This is a genomic window from Agrobacterium cavarae (genome assembly GCF_004310285.1).
Classification (GTDB): Bacteria; Pseudomonadota; Alphaproteobacteria; order Rhizobiales; family Rhizobiaceae; genus Agrobacterium; species Agrobacterium cavarae.
Genome location: NZ_SISF01000029.1, coordinates 311,965 through 330,804 on the forward strand (window position 1 = coordinate 311,965; position 18,840 = coordinate 330,804).

The following is an 18,840-nucleotide window of genomic DNA, read 5'->3' on the forward strand; positions in this document are numbered from 1 at the left end:
GTTCTTGGAACTCGACAACCGTCTTCCTTTTCCAGCCATGGCATTCCGCCAGTTCGATACCGAGGGCGATCTGGATTGCATCGTTTCCGTGCGAGGTACCTTCAACCATGTGCAAGACGGGATAATGGAAATCGCTCGTGAGCAGGAAAGCTTCCAGTGGGAAGACGCTTACGAGGATGATCCCCACCAGACAGTCCTCCTTCGGCAGAGCGATCTGACCCCTGACAAGCCCGGTACCGACATCAGCTTTCTCGGGGATGCGTGGTCGCCGTTGAGGGAACCGGAGACGTCCTGGCAGGCATCCATTTGTGTCGGCAATGTCTCTAAAGAGGTAGAGGTCTGCGGACCGCGCTTCTGGCAGCCCGTTATCAAGGAGAAATGGGCGGGATTTTCCGCCAAGGAGCCAAAGCGGGTCATAAGCGACTGGACTCTCACCGAGCCCGAGCCAACCTGTAAGGTGCCCGTCTGCTGGACAAAGGCTTATGGCGGCGTCATCCCAGGCACGGGTGATGCTGAAACCCACACTCCTCCTGATGTCGAACGCCGAAATCCGTTGGGATGTGGTATCGTCACTCTCGACATGCCCGCTGGCACGCCACCTGTCCGTGCGCCACAAATCACGTCTGTTGGAGAGCGGCTGGACTGGAAAGAAACGCCCGAACCACAAGGCCTTGGCCTCGTATCGCCTTGGTGGCAATCCCGTCAGCAATACACCGGCACCTATGACGATGCCTGGGTTGAGAAGCGGCATCCACTTTTACCGCAGGATTTTGACAACAGGTTCTGGCAGGCGGCCCATCCTGACTTAATTGCTGCACCACATCTTCATGGTGACGAGGGTTACGAACTTCGCAACCTGCATCCAGAGCATCCCGTCGCCAGAGGCCAACTTCCGGGGCTTACGCTCGGGGTCCATTGCCAACGGGCGGATCGTGATGCGTGGTACGTTCTCAAGATTGATGGTGTTCAGTTCGATTGGCGCAACGATGGACGAGTTCTCCTAACTTGGCGTGCGCGGTTTCCTCTTGCCGATGCTGACGGGACGACGCTGACGTTGACCCGAGTACGTCTGAAATCTCCAGAATCCGAAAACCATCATGCTGAAAAGGAAACGGCATGAGTTTTCCACGGGACAATTACATCGGCGATCCGGACTACCCATCGCCGTGGACGACGAAAACGCCGCGCGAAGGCTTAAGAGATATCGATGAAGCGCGGATCGTTTCCCTGGCACCGGATGTGTGCCTAACTCCGGTTGGCTCTTCGGTCGTCCCAATCCCTTATCCTGTGGTGGACTTCTGCGGCCACGACAAAAACTACACGCCATCCGTCCGCTTCACGGGCAAGAGGGCGATGGTGATGCGCTCCTGCACCACACATGTGCATGGCGATGCGCCCGGTGTTCGGAAAGGTGTCAAATCCGGAACGGTGGAGAGCATCTGCGAACCGATCGGTTACGCCGATCAGGTCCGCGCAGAAGGCTCACATGTTATTCGGCACCTCGACCGTTTCTACATGAACAACCGGAATACAGAGGGAGAGGCAATATTTGTCCGGGGGACGAAGACGTATGATCCGCCCAAGGACGATGATCCGGTGCCGGGATCGCTCAGGTGGCAGAACAGTTCCGACGAAGGAAGGGTTTTGAGCGATGCCTCGCCGGCTTCTTGGAAAGACGGCGAGCAATATGCTTACGCAGGTGGGGCAGCCGCCCTTGCGAAAAGCTCGGCCCAGGTCGCCCCGAGCAGCGGAGGCGCTGTGGCCCCCAAACCGACACCTCCGACGGTTCCAAGGGGACCAGGCACGGTGATACGGCCCAGCCCTGCACGCGCGCCGCTTTGGCAACGTCCGCCGATGCCGACGAAGGTCGCTCCTTCTTTGGGACAGAGGGTCCTTCCTTGGATAGGCAGGCTCGGTAAATTCGGGGCGAGGTTCTTGGGCACTGCGGTCGCTGTCTTGTGGCCAAGCGAGTTGGGAGCGCCTATATCCGAGCGGCTCGGAGGTGGGCTATTCCCCCGAGACGAGGAAGAATTTGATATCGTTAGAAGCGCAGAGGAAGCCGTACGCACTGGACGCCTTGATGTTGATGAGGCTGTTCAGTGGAGCCGTGACTCGATTACCCAATACCGCCACCAGCTTGATGAGGAACACGAACGCGTCAGACAGGAGGTCGAAAAGCACCCACGTCTTGGAACCGCTCTCGAGCAAAACGTCAGGGTAGATACAAAGGACAGGAGGAAATGGCCGTGCGTCGTTGGGCCGTACAAGTATGTGGAAATGATTTGTCCGGGAGAAGCACACCATATCATTCCAGACATGGTCTACCGGCTTGGCAAGGCACCCACAACGCAGCCAGAGAGAAACTCGACAGAGAACAGGATACCGAACTCTCCGACCTACAACGGTGGACAGGCGATCTGCCTCTCGCCTGGTATGCACAGGACAGACGATGACGCTGTGCATAAATCGCTCAATCCAGCACTGGCTGCACTTGGTGAGCGCTATAATCCACACGGTACTGCGCCGCTTGGGGAAATTAGAGGAGAGGTCAACAAGGCAATTGATCGCGTTTCCGAGCTACCGGAAAAGTGCAAGAGAATGGCAAAATTGGCGGCAATGGCACAAGTAGGCTCGAATGAAGGACAACCTGGCCGGACTACGATGCGTCCTCCCCAGTTACCGGGAGGTAAGGCCGTCATTGATAGGTTACAAGCAGGGACTTACTGAAGCAGGGAGTGATCATATTGGACGAAATAATTCGACTAGACGCGGGGTTTGCAGTGGCTAGTGACACCTTCTGCGTGGTGTTCAGTGGAACCGACAACGACGATACGTACTCCTATATCCTGACATATGAGGGCAAGCTTAGACAGCCTTGGTCGAGAGTAGATGTTCCTCGCAAGATCGCCGGATTGACTGGGAAACTCAATAGTGAAGATCGCCCCGTCATATATGCCGTTAGCGACGAAGGGGATGTATATATAGTTTCCCCGGGCCGCCCGTCTCATCACACGGAAATCGATGGCGCTGGTGTCTATTCCGAGAACGCGACTGGATTGGGGTATATCAATGCGGCCGCGCTTGTCGGTGATGCGGTTCTGGTAACAGGATACCGCTCTCAACTTTACTCGATAATTGGAGAAAAAACTGAGTGGTTTAAAAGAGATAAGCTACCTTCAGCTCCAAAGGGCTTCGAATACCTCGCATTCGGCAGCATAGGTGGTGCCTCGCTCGAGGATTTGTACATGACAGTTCTGTATCTACCCGAAAATTCTGCTAGAAGTTTGACGGACGACGAGAAGGAAAAACGAAGTGAGCTCATCAAGCAAGGACGCTACGAAGAAGCGCTAGATTTGGAGGAATCGGCGAAGCAAGGCCCGACACGCGTCAACGAAGGTCGACTCCACCACTGGGACGGTACGCAGTGGCGCGTTGTGGCTACGCCGCGTTCGGGGAAATTTTATCCCGAGCCTTCAGTCCTTTCAGATGTTCTGATTGACAACCCAGACCGCGTGTGGGCGGTTGGAAACAACGGCGTCATTCTCGTAGGCAATGCCCGCGACGGGTTTCAGGACATTTCGTTCAAAGGTAACGACGAGAATCTGCGTTCTATCACGAAGTTCCGTGATCGGATGGTCATTGCATCAGACTATGCTTTGCACTGGTTCGACGGACACATGCTTTCGCCGCTTAAACCCACTATTGATCCGACTATTAACAAAAGCATCTCAACCCCGCTCAAAGTGCAAGCGGTGGACGATATACTGTATTACTTTGACTCGAAACACGGCGTTTATACGTTCAATGGTCGCGATTGGACAGCAATTGACGTGCCTCGGGAGCTGCTACAACGGGAGTTCAGAGGCTTGAAGGGTTGAGAGGCGATCTCTGATCGGGGGGAATTTCCAGAGCGGCGAGTTTTGGCAAGCGCGCAGCGCTGGAACCGAGCATTGTACTGCTCATTTCGCGGATGCTGCGATCGAAAGGCTCGGTCAGACTTCCAGCCCGCCACACACAGCTATACTTGACGACGTCAAGGATGCCTCAATAGATGCTATGGTGTCGCTGAGGCCGGATTGTGCGCAACAGATTATTTCAGCCGTTAACGCTGAGTTTGCGGGACGAAACCCGAACCAGCTGCTACGCGCAAAACAGTATCCACCTTTACCCGCGGACACATTGCGAGCACTCAGCACGGGTGCAATCAGGGGCCCGAATGCAAGGCCCTAGAAGAGAGATCGACATGATGGAATTCACACGCGCCTGTGCGCGATCCTCGAAGTGATTGTAATCGGGGCTGCACTCGTTGACTCGGAGATCTATCATCCTGAGACTCGCCTTTTCCGCTACGAGCACTACGGTAAGTCTGGCGAGCGTTGGTACTTCGACGACTTTGACTTCCACTTGCAGGATGTAACACTTTTCCGAAATCCAGAGATTGATTCGACCTCTGATTATCTCACCTATCTTTCTTCCGACGGTGACGTTTTCCATGGCTGGCGGAAAGGAAACTTCCGCGAAAAAATTGAAGGTGCTGGAACTTGGGTAGAGGACGCGCAAGGGCGTGGCCGAATGTTGGCAATCTCCCAAATCGGCGAGACGCTGTATGCCTGCGGTCAAGGAGGACAAATCTATCGCAGAGTGGGACGAGGTAATTGGTCTTTGCTGACGGACGCGTTGCTTTTCGACATGGATGCCTATCTTCAAAAGAAGGAAAGCAGGCCTCTCACCACGGACCCTGGGTACCTTGACTGGCTCCGGAACTTCAAAAAACAGTCGCCCAAAAACATATCACTCTACGATATTAAAGGCCTTTCAGAAAACGCGATTTATCTCTGCGGTAGTGAGGACACAAAGCCGGTACTCTACTACTGGGACGGCATGTCGCTTCATGAGCAAAAAGTATATCTTGAGGAAACCGCCCTGACTGGCATCCTTATAGAGGATGAGGATAGCGTATGGGTTTGTGGCCGCGAGGGAGTGCTGTTGCACGGAAGTTTTGCTAGCGCATTTACTCCGGTCATTCTTCGAAAGCAGCTTAATCTGTTTCATATGATCACCTCCTATCGCGGAAAATTTGTATTGCCTTCCAGTGTTCGGCCCGGCGGGCTCTTTGAGGTCGACCCTGGCTCATCCGAACTACGACGCTTTTCTCCCGCATTGCCAAAGCTTCGCGGCGACTCCATTTTTTATGCAAATCCGTGAGCGATGTTCTTTGGGTAGTGGGTCAGAAAGACATATTTCGTTTCGATGGAAACGGATGGGAACGTATTGAACATCCCGACTTCTGAACCAACCGAGGAAGCCAAATGGACGCTCTTGCAAACCGCCGTTTAGATTCGGCCATGGCGCTGTCCGAAAAGAAATTCTGCGTCGCCTTCAGTGAAGCAGAATATGACGCCATGTATTCGATTATTCTTGTTTACGAAGGCGACTATGAGGAGCCGTGGACAGGGTTCGGCATCCCGCGCATCATAGACAGCGTGACGGGCTGGATCGGCAAGGACGGGAAGCCTGTCGTCTTCGCTAAGAGCGACGAGGGCGACGTCTACCACCTCTCCGCTGGAACCGAGCCGAAGCACAGCAAGATTATCGGTTCTGGAGTATATATCGAGGATACTGAGGGACTTGGTTATACGAGCCGTATCGTTGCGATCGGCGACACATTGCTGGTCACCGGTCATAACTCCCAGCTCTACATCCGGGAAGGCGAACAGTGGACATGGTTCAACAGGGACAAGTTGCCGATGCCATCGGAGGAGTTCGACCATCTCGTGTTCGGCGCGATAGCGGGTTCGTCCCTTGATGACCTCTACATGACGGTAACCTGCATGCCAAAGGCGTCGGGCAGGAACTTAACCGAGGAGGAGGAGGAACGCGCGGCGGAACTCTTCGACCTTGGACGTCCGGATGAGGCGCTCGCCATCCATTACGCGGCGGAAGGCGAAACGAAGGTTATGGAGGGTCGGCTCTATCACTGGAACGGCACGGACTGGAAATTGGTAGCCACGCCTCGATACGGACAACACTACCCCCATTCAGCGGTGCTTTCCGACGTTTTCGTGGAGGCTCCCGACAAGATATGGGCAGTCGGCGAAAACGGCGTGATTCTAAAGGGCAATGCAAAAAGCGGATTCCGGGACGTGTCCTTCAAGGGCGACGACGCGGACTTGAGGTCGATTGCGCGCTTTGGCGACAGCATGATCCTCGCATCGGATTACGCACTACATTCCTTTGATGGGCACATTTTGTCGCCGCTCAAGCCGACGCTTGATCCGTCCGTTAACAAGAACGTACCTAACCCACTCAAGGTGCAGGCAATTGCCGACACGCTTTACTACTTCGACAGAGCACGGCGTTCAGACATATGACGGAGCCGAGTGGAATTCCATCACGATTCCCGCCGGCCTACTCAAGCGATAGTACCGCGTGTTACGAGGTTTCAAATGTGTATAACACAGTAAGCGAAGTCGCTTAGCGCAAGCCTTCAATCGGCATTGATCCGCACATTCCATCCAATTGCGACCGTCAAATGTGATGGCCATGTCGTCTTCCGGTCACAGGTGGCGCGGGCCACCGCAGCACTACAGCGTTCAATGGAACGAAACGGACCTCGACTATCTCCTGCGACGCTTCGAGGAGGATGGACTGTTCTACTGGTTTAGCCATGAGGACGGCTCCCACAAGCTGCATGTGGCCGATAGCGCCAATGGCTGGCTTGGATCATCTCCGTCCGCCCAAGGTGAAGGCAGGGTGAGGCTGGCGCAGGGCTCGTCGGACCGCAACCACATCAATGACTGGGCACGCCGTTTCTCCTATGTCCCCGGTCAGCGGGCAGGTGCTGACTGGAACTTCGAGACACCCTCCCTGGTGCCAGGGACGATGACGCCGTCTTTGGTGCAGATGCCGGACGCGACAAAGCGCGAGCTGTACGAATATCCTTCCCGCATCAAGACGGTGGCAGAAGCCGAACGCGCTCAGAAGCTTCGAACCCAGGCCATCGAAGCCGACCACGACCGCGTCTTCGGCGCATCCACCTCCCGTATCCTTGAAGCCGGACGGCGCTTTACGCCTTATGAAGTAGCTCATCCCGAGCATGAGTATGAAGAGCATGTGATCATCAAGGCGACCCACACACCATGCGCGTCTTGTTGGCGGGTAGGTCGTAAGGCACGGAGTTGCAGGGTTGTTGACCACGCCCGTGACCAGCGGTCGATCAGGGTCGCCATCGACGAAGGCAACCATCACCTCCATGCCGATGCGCGAAATGACCTGAGCACCCCAAGTGCCGCCGCCCCAAGCCTGGCTAACACGCACCCAGCAGGTATCTGTACCATCCTTCTTCGCCTTGCGGTCCCATGGGAACCACAGCTTGATGCGGCCATATTGATCCGGGTGGATTTCCTCTCCCTCTGGGCCTGCAACGATCGCCACCTGCGTGCCCTCGATCCGCGGGCGCTTGGTTGTCCGGTGCGGGGTCAGCGGCACGCGCGACGGGATGGCCTCAAAGCTGTTGCGGTATTCCGGCTCGTTGCCGTTTGTCTCGTAGGAGCGATCGATGGGTGCTGCGCCCCAACACGCACAAGGGCCAAGGCTTCAACGAAATCACCTTCGAGGATGAGGCGGGCAGGGAGAACCAGTTCTTCCATGCCCAGAAGGACCAGACGACGCGCGTGCTCAATGACCGTACCAAACGCATCGACCGGCATGAGGTCGCCTCCATTGGCGGCAATCGGGCGGTGGAGGTTTCGGACAACCAGAAGCACGAGATCGGTGGATCGGTAAACACCGTCGTTGGTGGCACAGGGCCGATGGCGATGATGGCTATGGCGGGTGTGCAGGCGCTGTCTGGGCAAACAGCAGGCCTGTTATCCCAAGCTGCACAGATAGCAGGTGGAGGTGGTCCGGGTGTTGCAGCCTTTGCCACCACACTTGCGTCATCGGCACTTGGCTTCCTTGGAGCCGGAGGCTTGTCTTCGCGCGAGGGTGTCGTATCGGGGCCAAGCCCAAGGGCCGACGCAGGTACCGCTCTTGCCGGGTCAGGTACAGGCGTCGGCAGCGATGCTTCAGGCCTGTTCCCGCTGCCCGGCATTATGAACACGATCATCGGGGCGTTTCAGTCCACGTCCGTTGGCGTTGCAAAGGCTGAGCAGATTGGCGTCAGCAAGGTGACCAACATCGGCCAGACCGAAGCCCGGCAGGTCGGAAAGCAGCAAAACCTGAGCATAGGCAATGAGCAATATGTCGAGGTTGGAAGGGGCCAGTACACGCGCGTCGGTGAGAAGATTACCGTCAATGTCGGCAAGCTCTACAATCTTGTGTCCGAGGAAAAGTATCACGGTGAAGCAAAGATCTGGGAGATATTCGGGGACGAAATTAGGCTTTCCACGCCGGGCGGGTACATCTCTCTCACGAAAAGTGGCATCAAACTCTTCGCGCTGAAGATCGATATTGAGGGCAACCAGATCAACTTCAGGAAAGGCGGACCGGGTGAAGGCGGCTCCTGCTTGAAGTCAATGTCTAGGAACTCCACTCCATTCGTCAGGATCTGATGATGACTGATACTCCTATAATTGATCTCCCAAATCCGAACGAAACCGCTGAGCTAACACGACAAGCCGTGGAGACTATGACGGGACCAGTTTCCGTCGTTCTCGATGGGGGCGCATTCGATAATCTACCGCGCATGCTCCAAGACGAAAATATCGTTGCCCGGTCATTGTTTCTCGAAGGTGCGTCAGCCGATTTTCGTTTGGCAGGGCCATGGTTGGTTGATCTCGCGGCTATCCCGGTTCGCTCTTACATCGGCTGGTTGGATTCAAAACACGCGTGTGCTGTCTATTGGTCTTGCCCCTCTGGCACCGATAATCTTTATCGTCATCTAAGGACGCTAAATGAGGTTATGATACCGCTTGAGCAGGCGGGTGATGATCTGGCAGCGACACGCCCATCCCATTATGAACGTGTGCTATTTCGTCACTGGGATCCTAATGTTCTCGGCGCTATTCTTCCAATTCTGACAAGGCCACAGCTTGCCCGTTTCTTAGGGCCTGCGGATTGTGTCGTTTTGAACGCACCCGACTATGGCGGCGTCAAAAGAGTCAAGGCTCCATCAGACTTGCCAAGTGCTCCGCCCGGCCCATTGCGCATTGAACAGGATCAGATGGAGAAGCTGAAAGCTGCAATGCTACACTCTTCCCGGCTGAGGATAGCCCGGTTTTTAAAAGCAAATCCGCCTCCGCATTTTACCGGCCTAAACGACGATTTCTTCTGGGGTGCTACTCTCGCTAGCGAGGTGTCGGCTGACGACTTCGGCATCAAAACTGAGCGTGGCCGAGCCCGGTGGGCATCTGTGATGGTGCTGTCGGATGGCAGAGCAGCAGAGCTACCAGAGGTCAGGAGCTTTATTCAGCAAAAAGGAACTACGCCAGATAACCAAGTCAAAGCCCTCATAGGCTATACCGCCGATGCGCTGCGATCTGGAACTACCAACGGTGCTCTCCTATGAGCACTGCGGGAACTATTGGACAAGCGGGCGGTCAAATTGGTGGAGGTATATTAGGTGCTGCGATAGGAAGCATTTTTGGCCCCGTCGGAACGTGGGTAGGCCGGGCGGTTGGGTCGAGGGTTGGCGGCATAGCAGGTCGTGCTGCAGGGGAAGCACTTGCCAGCTACATGGACGATACGAACGAAAAGGTTGAAAGTCAAACTAAGCCAATCGCTGAGACTGATGATTGCACTACCGGCAACTGCAAGCCAAAAGATCCATGCGAGCATTTAAGACGAGGTAAGGGCTCGGGCCCTTACCGAGGAGGAGCTCACGGAGAAACTCGGAAGCCTATAGGTGACAAGTTGGATTCTCACTATATGCCGGCAAAAGATTCCTTTCCTAAGTCGCAGTGGAATGATCTCCCCGCGATACAGACGGATGTACCAGATCATCAAAAAACGATGAGTAACGGTAACAAAGGCGCAGCTGGTGCCAGATGGCGTGCTAAGCAAGGCGATCTCATCCGAGATGGGAAATTTAAGGAGGCATTGCAAATGGATATTGACGATGCACGTAGAATTGCAAGGGAGGCGGGAAATCCAACCAAGTATGACGAAGCTATAAAGGAGGCAGAGGAGTATGCAGCTTGCCGCGAGAAGAACGGGTTGAACAAACCTAAGGAGACCGATACGCCTGCTGATGTGCCTACACTTGACCCTGCATCACCGGGTAGCGGGACTGCTAGCCCGTCCGACCCACCAGTATCGTAAGGAACAGACATGACTCTGGAAATCTACCCTGGAGAGGGACTCGGAAACCTGAAATTTGGAATGGGTATCAGCGAGGTACTACGAGCGCTTGGCCAGGAAAAAGATCGCACGGTTCGTGACGACGTGACGGAGTTGTATTTTGACAATTATCTAAACGTAGCATTTCGCGACGGCATTTTGTTTCAGATAGGTGCAACCCGATACTCCACGGGGATCATGTACAAGAATATCGATATCTTTTCTGCCGAGCCTTTGTCAGTTTTGAGAATGATAGAGGCCGACGCTGGAGGAGCATTCGAGATGTATGGCTTCATAGTTTTTTTACCGCTCGGCTTGTCCCTGACTGGCTTTCATGACGACGACCTTGAAAACAAGGCAATGACCGTCGCAGTTCTAGATGAATGGCAGTCTGTTAGAGAAGAATTGAAACCAATCAGCTTCTTGAGTTGAACTGTGGGTTAATCAAGATACAAAACGGGGACAGCTACTTAGCTGCACCATCGGCACACTGTGAAGTAATAAGAAATAGGTGTATATACTTATTACTACTGGCAACAGGAGTTATAATTAATTGGTTGGACGACCCGTTACACTCAAAGGCCATATGCATATTTGCCCAATGTTTGATCCAGGCCCAAAGCCGCACATTGGAGGTCCTGTCTCGTCGACGCAGCAAAGCTTTGTAACAGTTGACGGCGTGCCTATTGCCACCGTTGGCGACAGTTTGCTATGCTCTGGGGTGCCGACTAACTCAGATAAGATTACAGGCGGCTCGTCAGTTGCTACCATAGAGGGTAAGAAGGTAGCCCGTCTGGGTGACTCGTGCGCGCACGGAGGAAAGCTCGTGCAAGGTGTCTCTTGGCTCTCCTTCGAATGACTGAGTTTTTCTCTCTGGTCACAGCACACAGCTAATAAGTTGTCACATTAAGGTGTGCCCTCGTGTTACACCAACGGTGTGACACCTTGCGCTGTAACATCTGAGTTTACAACACCTATTTGTGACAAGGTAGCCTAGGGCCTAAAGCTTGAGGTTACACATGGCCCGCATCGGTTACGCCCGCGTTAGTACAATTGATCAGGATTTGCAGGCGCAGGTTGACCTCCTTCGGAGGGAGGGCTGTGCGATTGTCCGTTAAGAAAAGGTGTCCGGCGGCAGCCGCGAAGGCCGAACCGAGCTAGCAACGATTATCGAGTTCCTGCGAGAGGGCGATGAGATTGTGGTCACTCGTCTTGACCAGCTTGATAGTTTTAAGGAGTAAAGATGCCAGAGCTATTTATAACATATTGACGTGCCCCAATAAATTAGGCCAGCGGGAGCTGGTTTTCCGGGGTTTTAGCTTAGGTCGGCGTAGGTGCCGATGAGCCGTTCATGAGCGAAATCCGCACCTTATTGCTGATCGCGCTATGTGGCCGGAACTCGTTATAGTCTCTGCGCCAATCCTCTATCTTTGCCGGTGCGTCGTTAAAGCTAATGAACCAGTGAGCGTTTCAGGCACTCGGCGCAGAACTTGCCTTTTATGGGGAAGACGGCCCCGCTCCGAACCGGTTCGTCGGATAATGAAGAGCCGATTTAACTAGGGGCCATTGATATGATTGTCAGCACAATAGGCCTCGATCTGCCCAAGCATAGCTTTCACGTCCACGCGGTAGATGCCAGGGTTTGGTGATCGAAACCTCCGCGCTCCGGCAAAGCGAGATGATCAAGTTCTTCCAGAACGCCAAGCCATGCCTTGTTGGTATTTAAGGGAGCGCCGCAGCGCACTATTGGGCTCGCGAGCTGATGAAGCTCGGCCATGAGGTTAAATCGATCCCACCTTCGTACGTTAGGCCATTTGTGCGGCGCGGCGCAAAGAATGGCGCCGCAGACGCTGCAGCTATCTGTGAGGCTGTCCGTCGGCCCCATATGCGCTTCGTTTCAGTCAAATCTGAATCCAACCAAGGGTCGAGAGTTTGCCGCCTGGCTGGGTCTGACCCCGCTTCAAAACTCGAGCGGCGGCACAACTCGATTAGCCGGCATCCCCAAGTAGGGGGATGTGTACCTACGTCTTCTGTTTGTTGTCGGTGCCAGGAGTATCGTTCGATATCCAGAGGCTCGAGAGAAGGTCGGGGAGCCCGGATCGACGCTTTGCTGCAACGACGACGTCCATTGATCGTGGCCGTTGCTAGCCTCATTCTCATTCTGAGGAGATCGTCAGTTCCTACCCCGGCTCGTAGCCGATGGGCCGCATGGCTTTAGGCTGCCCCTTAGGTCAAAGCTCCTGTTCGGTATCATGGTGAAGGCGCAGAGACTGGTCGCTTTGAACCGATCGCGTTTTCAAGATAAGTCTAATGAAGCTTTTCGCTCTTCTCGCGGTCGGCGGGACCTGTTGCTGATGATAACGAGGTGATGTATCGGGTTTGGCTGGACGACCCAGATTCTTGCACTCTATGGCCGTTGAGCCTCACACACATTAAGGACGGACTTCATGACCCAGAATGCGATCGTATGGGGTATCGCGGGGCTGACAGCGGCTGGCGTGATCACTAGGCCGTTCCGTTGGCCGGAGGCCGTTTGGGCGGTTCTGGGTGCTGTTCTCCTTCTCAGTTTCCAACTGATCGGGCCTGCCGATGCGCTCGCAGGTGTTTCTAAAGGAATTGACGTCTATCTCTTCCTGATCGGCATGATGCTTTTGTCCGAGTTAGCTCGCAAAGAGGGCCTTTTCGACTGGATTGCTGCGATTGCGACGTCCTATGCCAAGGGTTCGCCGAAGCGTCTCTTTGTGCTCGTCTATATGGTCGGCCTTGTCGTGACGGTGTTTCTGTCAAACGACGCGACTGCGGTTGTGCTGACGCCAGCCGTCTATGCAGCCTGCCGTGCGAGCCGGGTTCGCGATCCGATGCCTTACCTCTTGATCTGCGCCTTTATTGCCAATGCTGCGAGCTTTGTGTTGCCGATCTCCAATCCTGCCAATCTCGTGATCTTCGCTGGTGGCGAAATGCCGCCTCTGTCGCGCTGGTTGGCAACGTTCTTGCTGCCATCGGTCGTTTCCATCATCGTAACATTCATATGCCTATACTGGACGCAAAGGCGCGCTTTGTCGGAAGAGAGCCTCGCTGCCGCTGCGGACCGACCAGTCCTTAGCCGCAGCGCCAGCCTTGCAGGTTGGGGCATCATGATCACCGCGATCATTCTCGTCGTTGCATCTGCCCTGCATGCCGACCTCGGCGTTCCTACCTTTGTTGCCGGGATGATCACGACTATCCTCGTTCTCTTGCTGACACGGCAGAGCCCCATGGAGACGATAAAGGGTATCAGCTGGAGCGTCCTGCCGTTGGTGGCAGGGTTGTTCGTCATCGTCGAAGCGCTTGACCGCACGGGTGTGACGATCATTCTGGCCAATCAATTGGTGTCTTTGGCTTCGGTGTCTGATGGTTATGCCGTTGGCGTGGCCGGGACGTTTGTCGCTGTCATCTGTAATCTCGTCAACAATCTGCCAGCCGGCTTGCTCGCCGGAAGTGTGGTTCAGGCAGCGCACGTCTCGGACAAGGTCGCAGGCGCGATTTTGATCGGCGTTGATCTCGGTCCCAACCTCTCTGTCACAGGCTCACTGGCGACGATCCTGTGGCTGTCGGCGCTTCGTCGTGAAGGTCTCGATATCAGCAGCTGGAAATTTCTTAAGCTCGGTGTGGTCGTGATGTTTCCGGCACTCATTTTGTCGCTTGCGTCGCTCGTTCTGCTTTGACGCGCGGATGGCAAGAAGCCAGGTTGGCGTTCTGTAACGGGAACGACTCTGCCTGACGACCGTCAATGACAAAGACAACTCTACGGAGCGGGCGCCCCCCCGCTTGAGCTCAGCTTTTGGGCACGTACTGGGATAGTTTCTTAAAGGAGCGGCTTTTGATATCTAAACGTGTCATTTGCATAGATGTGATACGTTTAGATACCATATGGCTGTTAGCGGTTTTTCTCTGCTTGATATTCACCATTGTTTGAAAGCTGTCCATAAAGGTTTGAGACTGACGCAGCGGGAGGTCGCCGACTTATTAAGAAAGCAACGCTGCGTGTCGGACGTGCTCTTCTATACTGCGCTCGCGATTGGGCTCGAGCTGAGGTTGATGGCGCAGCCGTAATGATCACCGTGCTTTGTTTGGTCGTCTCTGTCCTGTTTCCCTTCCACCTTGAGAATTTCGCGAACTGTAATGCGACCTACGGCACTCTCGGGGCTCTGAACGGTCAAATGGTTTGGGTGTCGATTTTGGTAATCGTTTTGATCGTTGGCGCCGAAATCAATGCCTAGCTTGAGCATCAAACGCGCAAGGATTCAACGACTGGCGCGCCGAAGCCTATGGGAGAGCGTGGCGCATTCGTTGCTCACACCGTTGGTGAAGCAGCCAGCGACTAAGTAAAACGTCAAATTTTGCAAGGGGCCGCGATTAGCGTGGTGCGCAGAAGCGCAACTGGCCTTTGGTGCGACGATACGTGCTCCGGCGGCATATACGCGATTACGAACCGAGTTGGGCGGTTGCATTAGGCAGCGTTCTACCAGGCCTGGGTGGCCCCGACAAGGTTGACGGGGCCATTTCGCTTTCACAGAACAGTAACGTTTTCGGCCTTCGATTTGCCGGTCTTGCGATCCTGACCGACATCGTAGCTAACCTTCTGACCATCGGTCAGAGCGCCGCCGAAGCTGACAGCGGAGATGTGAACGAAGACGTCTGGGCCACCGTTGTCTGGGGTGATGAAGCCGAAGCCCTTATCCTGTGCGAAAAATTTAACTGTACCGGTTGCCATGATGTCCTCGTATGTTGATCACGTGGTTACCGCAATATCGCCTATTAGGCTGAACTTCAAGTTTTTCCGGGTGCTGTGGGGATCGTGAGATCCGCAAAACAAAAGAGTCGAGTAGTTCGATGGTATGTCCGCCATCTCGTGTTGGTAAAAAAGCTGCGGGGGACGGAGTGAAACGCCGACGGATTGAGTATGCATCGACCCATTGCGATCGGTTGCAGGATCCAAAGCTTCCTACGAGTCTTTGAGGTTAGTTGAAGAAACCGTCAAACTTGTCGTCAGCGGTATCGGACAGTTTCATGCCCAAAATATCGGTGAACATGTCTCGCGTGCCGGGAACGTCGGGTACGGTGATGCTGACATGATCGAGACGAGAGGGTCGGATTCCTGCTGTCAAATAGTCGCGGGGTTGATCACGTGGAACGGCTGTATGGATTTCAAACGCGTGCCCGCTTGGGCCACGAAAGACGAAGCCGAGCGCGGATCCGGCGGCAGTGGGTTGAGGTGAGAGAATTTCGTACCCTGAACGAAGCGCACGACGTTTCGCTTCATGCACCGCTTCGGCCGAAGTCGCCTCGAGGCCGATCGATTAAACCGCCGCAGCCTCAGCCCGAACGAAAGTGATTTCGGCACGCCGACTATTTGACGTTAGACTGACCTGATGTTCATGTTGAGACGTGATGCGCAATCCGAGGAGATTTTTGGCCTCGTGAACCATCCTGTCCAGGTTGGGCGTTTCGAGTGTAAGATGCCCTAGCTGCGCAATAAGATGCATGGCAATACTCCACGATAAATTGTTGCTGATCGCCGCGTCATCATTTACTGGGCCGGATCGTAGTCAAAACATTGTTGTCCGGAAAAGGCAGCGAACGGAACTACCGTGTTGCAGCATCTCGAACACCAAATTATCTCCCACGACACGCTGGCTGGAAGTCACCAGCCTCGTCGCCGGGGGCGGAATCCTCGAGCGGGGCGGCGCCGGTGTTGCGTTTTTGTAAACATCCAAGTTCTCGATCGCGCACCTCAAAACCCAAACCCTTTCCTACCCTGCTCCAAACCATCAGCAGATGTTTGGAGACGCCCACGGATGAACGCGATCGGCACTGTCACTGACCTGGCCTTCGGCCGATGGAAAGCCAAATCCTCTACGCCGGGGTTGCGCTCGGCATATTTGATCACGCCGGAAAGAAGCAACCCAAGTTTGCCGAGCAGCTCGGCAGTGAGTTGAAGGTTGATCCTACACTGCTGTTCAGGCTTTTAAGGGCATCTGCGTCGCTTGGTCTCCTCGTCGAGCGCGACGGAGGATTTATCATCTCGGAAAGTGGCGCCCTTCTTCAGTCCTGCGCTTCCGGTTCACTTCGCGACATGGTCCTTCTCGAAGAGGAACCGGAGCACTACTTTATCTGGGCTCATCTCGTTGATTTGATCCGGGACGGTCAGCAGAATGCGTTCGTTCGCCAGTTTGGACAAATGGCGTTTGAATACGCTCACTCGAATTCCAACTATGGCGTGGTTTTTCGGCGTGCAATGTCGAGTTTCTCGACCGTGCAATCCAAGCTCGCGCTCGAGGCACTCCGTGGGTTCAATTTCGGGAGCATCACAACTGTCTGCGACGTTGCCAGCGGCCAAGGTCACCTTCTGTGTTCCCTGCTGTCCGCACATGAAAGCCTCGCGGGTATTGTTTTCGACCTCCCGGAGGTCGTCGCCGATAAGACGGATTTGTGGGCGCCGAAAATGGGTGGAGCGCACCCCGTTTCACCGGACATGTCGGCTAGTTTGATTTAGCCCTGATGAACTGCCGAGGGGAAGCCATCTTGAGCGCGGAATGGGGATGGATTTCGTTGTAGTCCTCGATCCATCCGTCGATGAGCCGGAGCGCTGTTTCTGCGTCCGGTAGTGCTGCGACGCGGATATAGTCCCGCTTCAGGGTTTTGACGAAGGCTTCTGACATGCCGTTCGACTGCGGACTGGCCGCCGGCGTGAAGCAAGGCGTCAGATTGAGCGCCTGGGCAAATAGCCTTGTGTCCCTCGCGGTGTAAGCAGAACCATTGTCCGAGAGATGCTCGATGGCTTGTGGAGCTCGGGTTGCGCGGAACCGCTTCTCTACCGCCTCCAGCATCATGTCGCGCACGTCAGAGCCGGAGATGCCTGCGTTGGCGACCGCCGTCCAGGCGATGATCTCCCGGTCGAAGGCGTCGATGATGAAGGCGAGACGGATGACCTCACCATTCCAGCAAGTGAACTCCAGACCGTCCGAGCACCAGCGCAGATTCGAGCGCATCACCATCACCTTGCCGTTGTGGAGGCGGCCCTTGCGAATGGCCGTATGCTTCTCCAGCAGCATGGCGTGGTTGCCCATGATGCGATGAACCCGCTTGACGTTGACGACAGGCTTATCGGCGGCTCGCCTCTCGCGATTGAGGAGCGCGGCGATCCGCCGATAGCCATATGTTGGCCTTTGATCCACCAGCCTGCGAATGGCGGGGAGAAGTTCTGCATCCTCGGCCTTGTGGTAGGCTCCGCGCGGCTTTGATCTGCCTTTCAGCCGCTCGACGAGGTTGGAACGGGATACGCCCAGCGTGTCGGCGACGGCCTTCATCGGGAACCGTCCTTCGGCAACAAGATCGGCCGCGATATCCGTTTTTTTGAGTCTGCTTTGGATAAGGCTTGCGGAGGATTTCGACCTCCATCGTCTTGCGGCCGAGCATGCGCTCCAGCTCGCGGACACGATCCTCCAGCTTCTTCACTTCCGAATTGCCGACAACCGGCTCGTCAGAATCCACGGCTGCAGCACCTCCCTCACTCAAGAGCCTGCGCCACCGGTAAAGCAGATTGGGCGCAACGCCATGACGGCGAGCGGTGGAAGACACCGTCTCGCCAGGTTCGAAACTCTGCTCAATGATTGTCAGCTTCTGCTCGGTTGTCCACCGCCTGCGGCGAACATCACCCGTCAGCAATTCAACGTGTCTATACTCGTTAGACATAAGCCTGTCCTCAAGCCTGTGCTTGAGCCTTTCTGCTTATGCCGACTGTCAGGTCGAAATGGGGGGGCAGTTCAGACACGATATTGGATGGCTATGCAGCTTCTTGCCCAAGTCTCGTTGTTTCCATGAACGAATTCCGATAGGCTGCGACAGAGCTTGATGGTTTTTGTTCTGAACTCTTTCATTTCGCTTACGAGTTCTGGGAAGAAGGCTTTGGCAAACCTATCAGACAGGACACCTTTTTCTTCGTCGACAAGCCGGTGCCAGTGGATATCTTCTCGTCCATCTAACCATTCGTTTAGTTCGAGACGACGAACTGAGAATATACTGCGCTTAGACCCATCTCGAGCGCTAGTCTCAATGATGCGAAGCCTGTCTGTACAAACCAAAAGCGGAAGCTAACGTTGCGCCTTCGAGTTGAGCACATACAACGGTGAGGATTTCCTTAATTGCTTGGTCGCTTAAGTGCTGGGAGAACTCATACAAGGCACCAGAAAAATAGTGCGGGCGGCCATCAAATTCTTGATCCTCGATTGTTTTATCGAAGACACTATTCAATTCATTTCGAAGTTTTTTTAGGTGCTCGGTAGTGTTCAAAATCGATCCGTCCGACTACGTCCACCACTCTACGTGGCTTCACTATTTTCTATTAGCGGTGACTGATTCGCAATCGCAGGTAAGCTAATTCCTCGATATATAACTAAAAGTACCTGCGCCGATCTGAAACATCGGGACGGGTGTACAAAGACAAGACTGCCAACGTCTTTTTACAAGAGTTGAAAAGAGTGGGTTCGTCTTTCAACGCATGGAGTTGGCTTAATGGAGTGC

Annotated in this window: 16 protein-coding genes and 7 pseudogenes; 17 read left to right on the forward strand and 6 right to left on the reverse strand. The window is 54.7% G+C overall.

The annotated features are described in order from the left end of the window. The first annotated feature begins 4 nt into the window (after nt 1-4). From EYC79_RS11480 to EYC79_RS11505, 6 genes and pseudogenes are all read left to right on the forward strand, one after another. Nucleotides 5-1,120: a DUF2169 family type VI secretion system accessory protein gene (locus tag EYC79_RS11480; protein WP_130978060.1), complete on the forward strand. Its 1,116-nt coding sequence runs from the start codon at nt 5-7 to the stop codon at nt 1,118-1,120. Beyond that, entirely contained in the window at nt 1,117-2,727 is a 1,611-nt protein-coding gene (locus tag EYC79_RS11485; RefSeq protein WP_130978061.1) for a DUF4150 domain-containing protein, read from the forward strand. Before EYC79_RS11480 ends, EYC79_RS11485 begins: the two co-directional genes overlap by 4 nt. 53 nt (nt 2,728-2,780) lie before the next feature. Beyond that, the gene (locus EYC79_RS23605; protein WP_205654370.1) at nt 2,781-3,878 is read left to right on the forward strand and encodes a hypothetical protein; all 1,098 of its coding nucleotides are present in this window, start codon (nt 2,781-2,783) and stop codon (nt 3,876-3,878) included. Between the two features lie 403 nt (nt 3,879-4,281). Beyond that, nucleotides 4,282-5,205, forward strand: a complete 924-nt coding sequence (locus EYC79_RS11495) for a hypothetical protein (protein ID WP_130978062.1) — start codon at nt 4,282-4,284, stop codon at nt 5,203-5,205. A gap of 104 nt (nt 5,206-5,309) precedes the next feature. Continuing rightward, a complete protein-coding gene (locus EYC79_RS11500) occupies nt 5,310-6,371 on the forward strand; it encodes a hypothetical protein (RefSeq protein ID WP_165457011.1) in 1,062 nt (353 codons plus the stop codon). 202 nt (nt 6,372-6,573) lie between these two features. Beyond that, nucleotides 6,574-7,135: pseudogene (locus EYC79_RS11505) on the forward strand (contractile injection system protein, VgrG/Pvc8 family); the annotation flags it as partial. On the opposite strand, the pseudogene tssI reads toward EYC79_RS11505, so the two are convergent. Beyond that, nucleotides 7,127-7,560: pseudogene (gene tssI, locus EYC79_RS11510) on the reverse strand (type VI secretion system tip protein TssI/VgrG); the annotation flags it as partial. The pseudogenes EYC79_RS11505 and tssI overlap by 9 nt on opposite strands. Between tssI and EYC79_RS11515 the strand changes: the two are divergent. The 6 genes and pseudogenes from EYC79_RS11515 to EYC79_RS11540 all read left to right on the forward strand — a co-directional run. Next, nucleotides 7,557-8,552, forward strand: a pseudogene (locus EYC79_RS11515) (bacteriophage T4 gp5 trimerisation domain-containing protein); the annotation flags it as partial. The pseudogenes tssI and EYC79_RS11515 overlap by 4 nt on opposite strands. 2 nt (nt 8,553-8,554) lie before the next feature. Continuing rightward, a complete protein-coding gene (locus EYC79_RS11520) occupies nt 8,555-9,508 on the forward strand; it encodes a DUF4123 domain-containing protein (RefSeq protein ID WP_130978063.1) in 954 nt (317 codons plus the stop codon). A gap of 344 nt (nt 9,509-9,852) precedes the next feature. Continuing rightward, the gene (locus tag EYC79_RS11525; protein WP_130978064.1) at nt 9,853-10,260 is read left to right on the forward strand and encodes a hypothetical protein; all 408 of its coding nucleotides are present in this window, start codon (nt 9,853-9,855) and stop codon (nt 10,258-10,260) included. Between the two features lie 9 nt (nt 10,261-10,269). Next, nucleotides 10,270-10,710, forward strand: a complete 441-nt coding sequence (locus EYC79_RS11530; protein ID WP_130978065.1) for a hypothetical protein — start codon at nt 10,270-10,272, stop codon at nt 10,708-10,710. Nucleotides 10,711-10,879: 169 nt separating this feature from the next. After that, the gene (locus EYC79_RS11535; protein WP_418122534.1) at nt 10,880-11,137 is read left to right on the forward strand and encodes a PAAR domain-containing protein; all 258 of its coding nucleotides are present in this window, start codon (nt 10,880-10,882) and stop codon (nt 11,135-11,137) included. Between the two features lie 160 nt (nt 11,138-11,297). Next, nucleotides 11,298-11,501: pseudogene (locus EYC79_RS11540) on the forward strand (recombinase family protein); the annotation flags it as partial. 97 nt (nt 11,502-11,598) lie between these two features. Here EYC79_RS11540 and EYC79_RS11545 read toward each other — a convergent pair. After that, nucleotides 11,599-11,736 (reverse strand): annotated as a pseudogene (locus tag EYC79_RS11545) (integrase core domain-containing protein); the annotation flags it as partial. 280 nt (nt 11,737-12,016) lie between these two features. On the opposite strand from EYC79_RS11545, the pseudogene EYC79_RS24045 reads away from it, so the two are divergent. From EYC79_RS24045 to EYC79_RS24095, 4 genes and pseudogenes are all read left to right on the forward strand, one after another. After that, nucleotides 12,017-12,193 (forward strand): annotated as a pseudogene (locus EYC79_RS24045) (IS110 family transposase); the annotation flags it as partial. Then, a complete protein-coding gene (locus EYC79_RS23805; protein WP_245495261.1) occupies nt 12,114-12,287 on the forward strand; it encodes a transposase in 174 nt (57 codons plus the stop codon). The pseudogene EYC79_RS24045 and the gene EYC79_RS23805, both read left to right, overlap by 80 nt. Before the next feature lie 438 nt (nt 12,288-12,725). Then, on the forward strand, nt 12,726-13,982 hold the full coding sequence (locus EYC79_RS11555) for an arsenic transporter (RefSeq protein WP_130978067.1): 1,257 nt from the start codon (nt 12,726-12,728) through the stop codon (nt 13,980-13,982). Nucleotides 13,983-14,363: 381 nt separating this feature from the next. Beyond that, nucleotides 14,364-14,642 (forward strand): annotated as a pseudogene (locus EYC79_RS24095) (YhjD/YihY/BrkB family envelope integrity protein); the annotation flags it as partial. A 185-nt stretch (nt 14,643-14,827) separates the two neighbouring features. Here the strand turns inward: EYC79_RS24095 and EYC79_RS11565 are convergent. Both EYC79_RS11565 and EYC79_RS23445 read right to left on the reverse strand, forming a co-directional pair. Continuing rightward, nucleotides 14,828-15,031, reverse strand: coding sequence for a cold-shock protein (locus EYC79_RS11565; RefSeq protein ID WP_062426870.1), 204 nt, complete (start codon nt 15,029-15,031; stop codon nt 14,828-14,830). Between the two features lie 247 nt (nt 15,032-15,278). Further along, entirely contained in the window at nt 15,279-15,425 is a 147-nt protein-coding gene (locus EYC79_RS23445; protein WP_165457012.1) for a VOC family protein, read from the reverse strand. Nucleotides 15,426-16,156: 731 nt separating this feature from the next. On the opposite strand from EYC79_RS23445, the gene EYC79_RS11570 reads away from it, so the two are divergent. After that, nucleotides 16,157-16,813 carry a methyltransferase gene (locus EYC79_RS11570; protein ID WP_130978068.1) on the forward strand — a complete coding sequence of 219 codons (657 nt, stop codon included), beginning with the start codon at nt 16,157-16,159 and terminating at the stop codon, nt 16,811-16,813. Here EYC79_RS11570 and EYC79_RS11575 read toward each other — a convergent pair. Then, a protein-coding gene (locus tag EYC79_RS11575; RefSeq protein WP_418122540.1) for an IS3 family transposase occupies nt 16,800-18,012 on the reverse strand; the annotation gives its coding sequence in 2 pieces (ribosomal slippage) (nt 16,800-17,685 and nt 17,684-18,012; 1,215 coding nt in all). The genes EYC79_RS11570 and EYC79_RS11575 overlap by 14 nt on opposite strands. Before the next feature lie 357 nt (nt 18,013-18,369). Next, nucleotides 18,370-18,609: a hypothetical protein gene (locus tag EYC79_RS11580; RefSeq protein WP_130978070.1), complete on the reverse strand. Its 240-nt coding sequence runs from the start codon at nt 18,607-18,609 to the stop codon at nt 18,370-18,372. Nucleotides 18,610-18,840 lie beyond the last annotated feature (231 nt).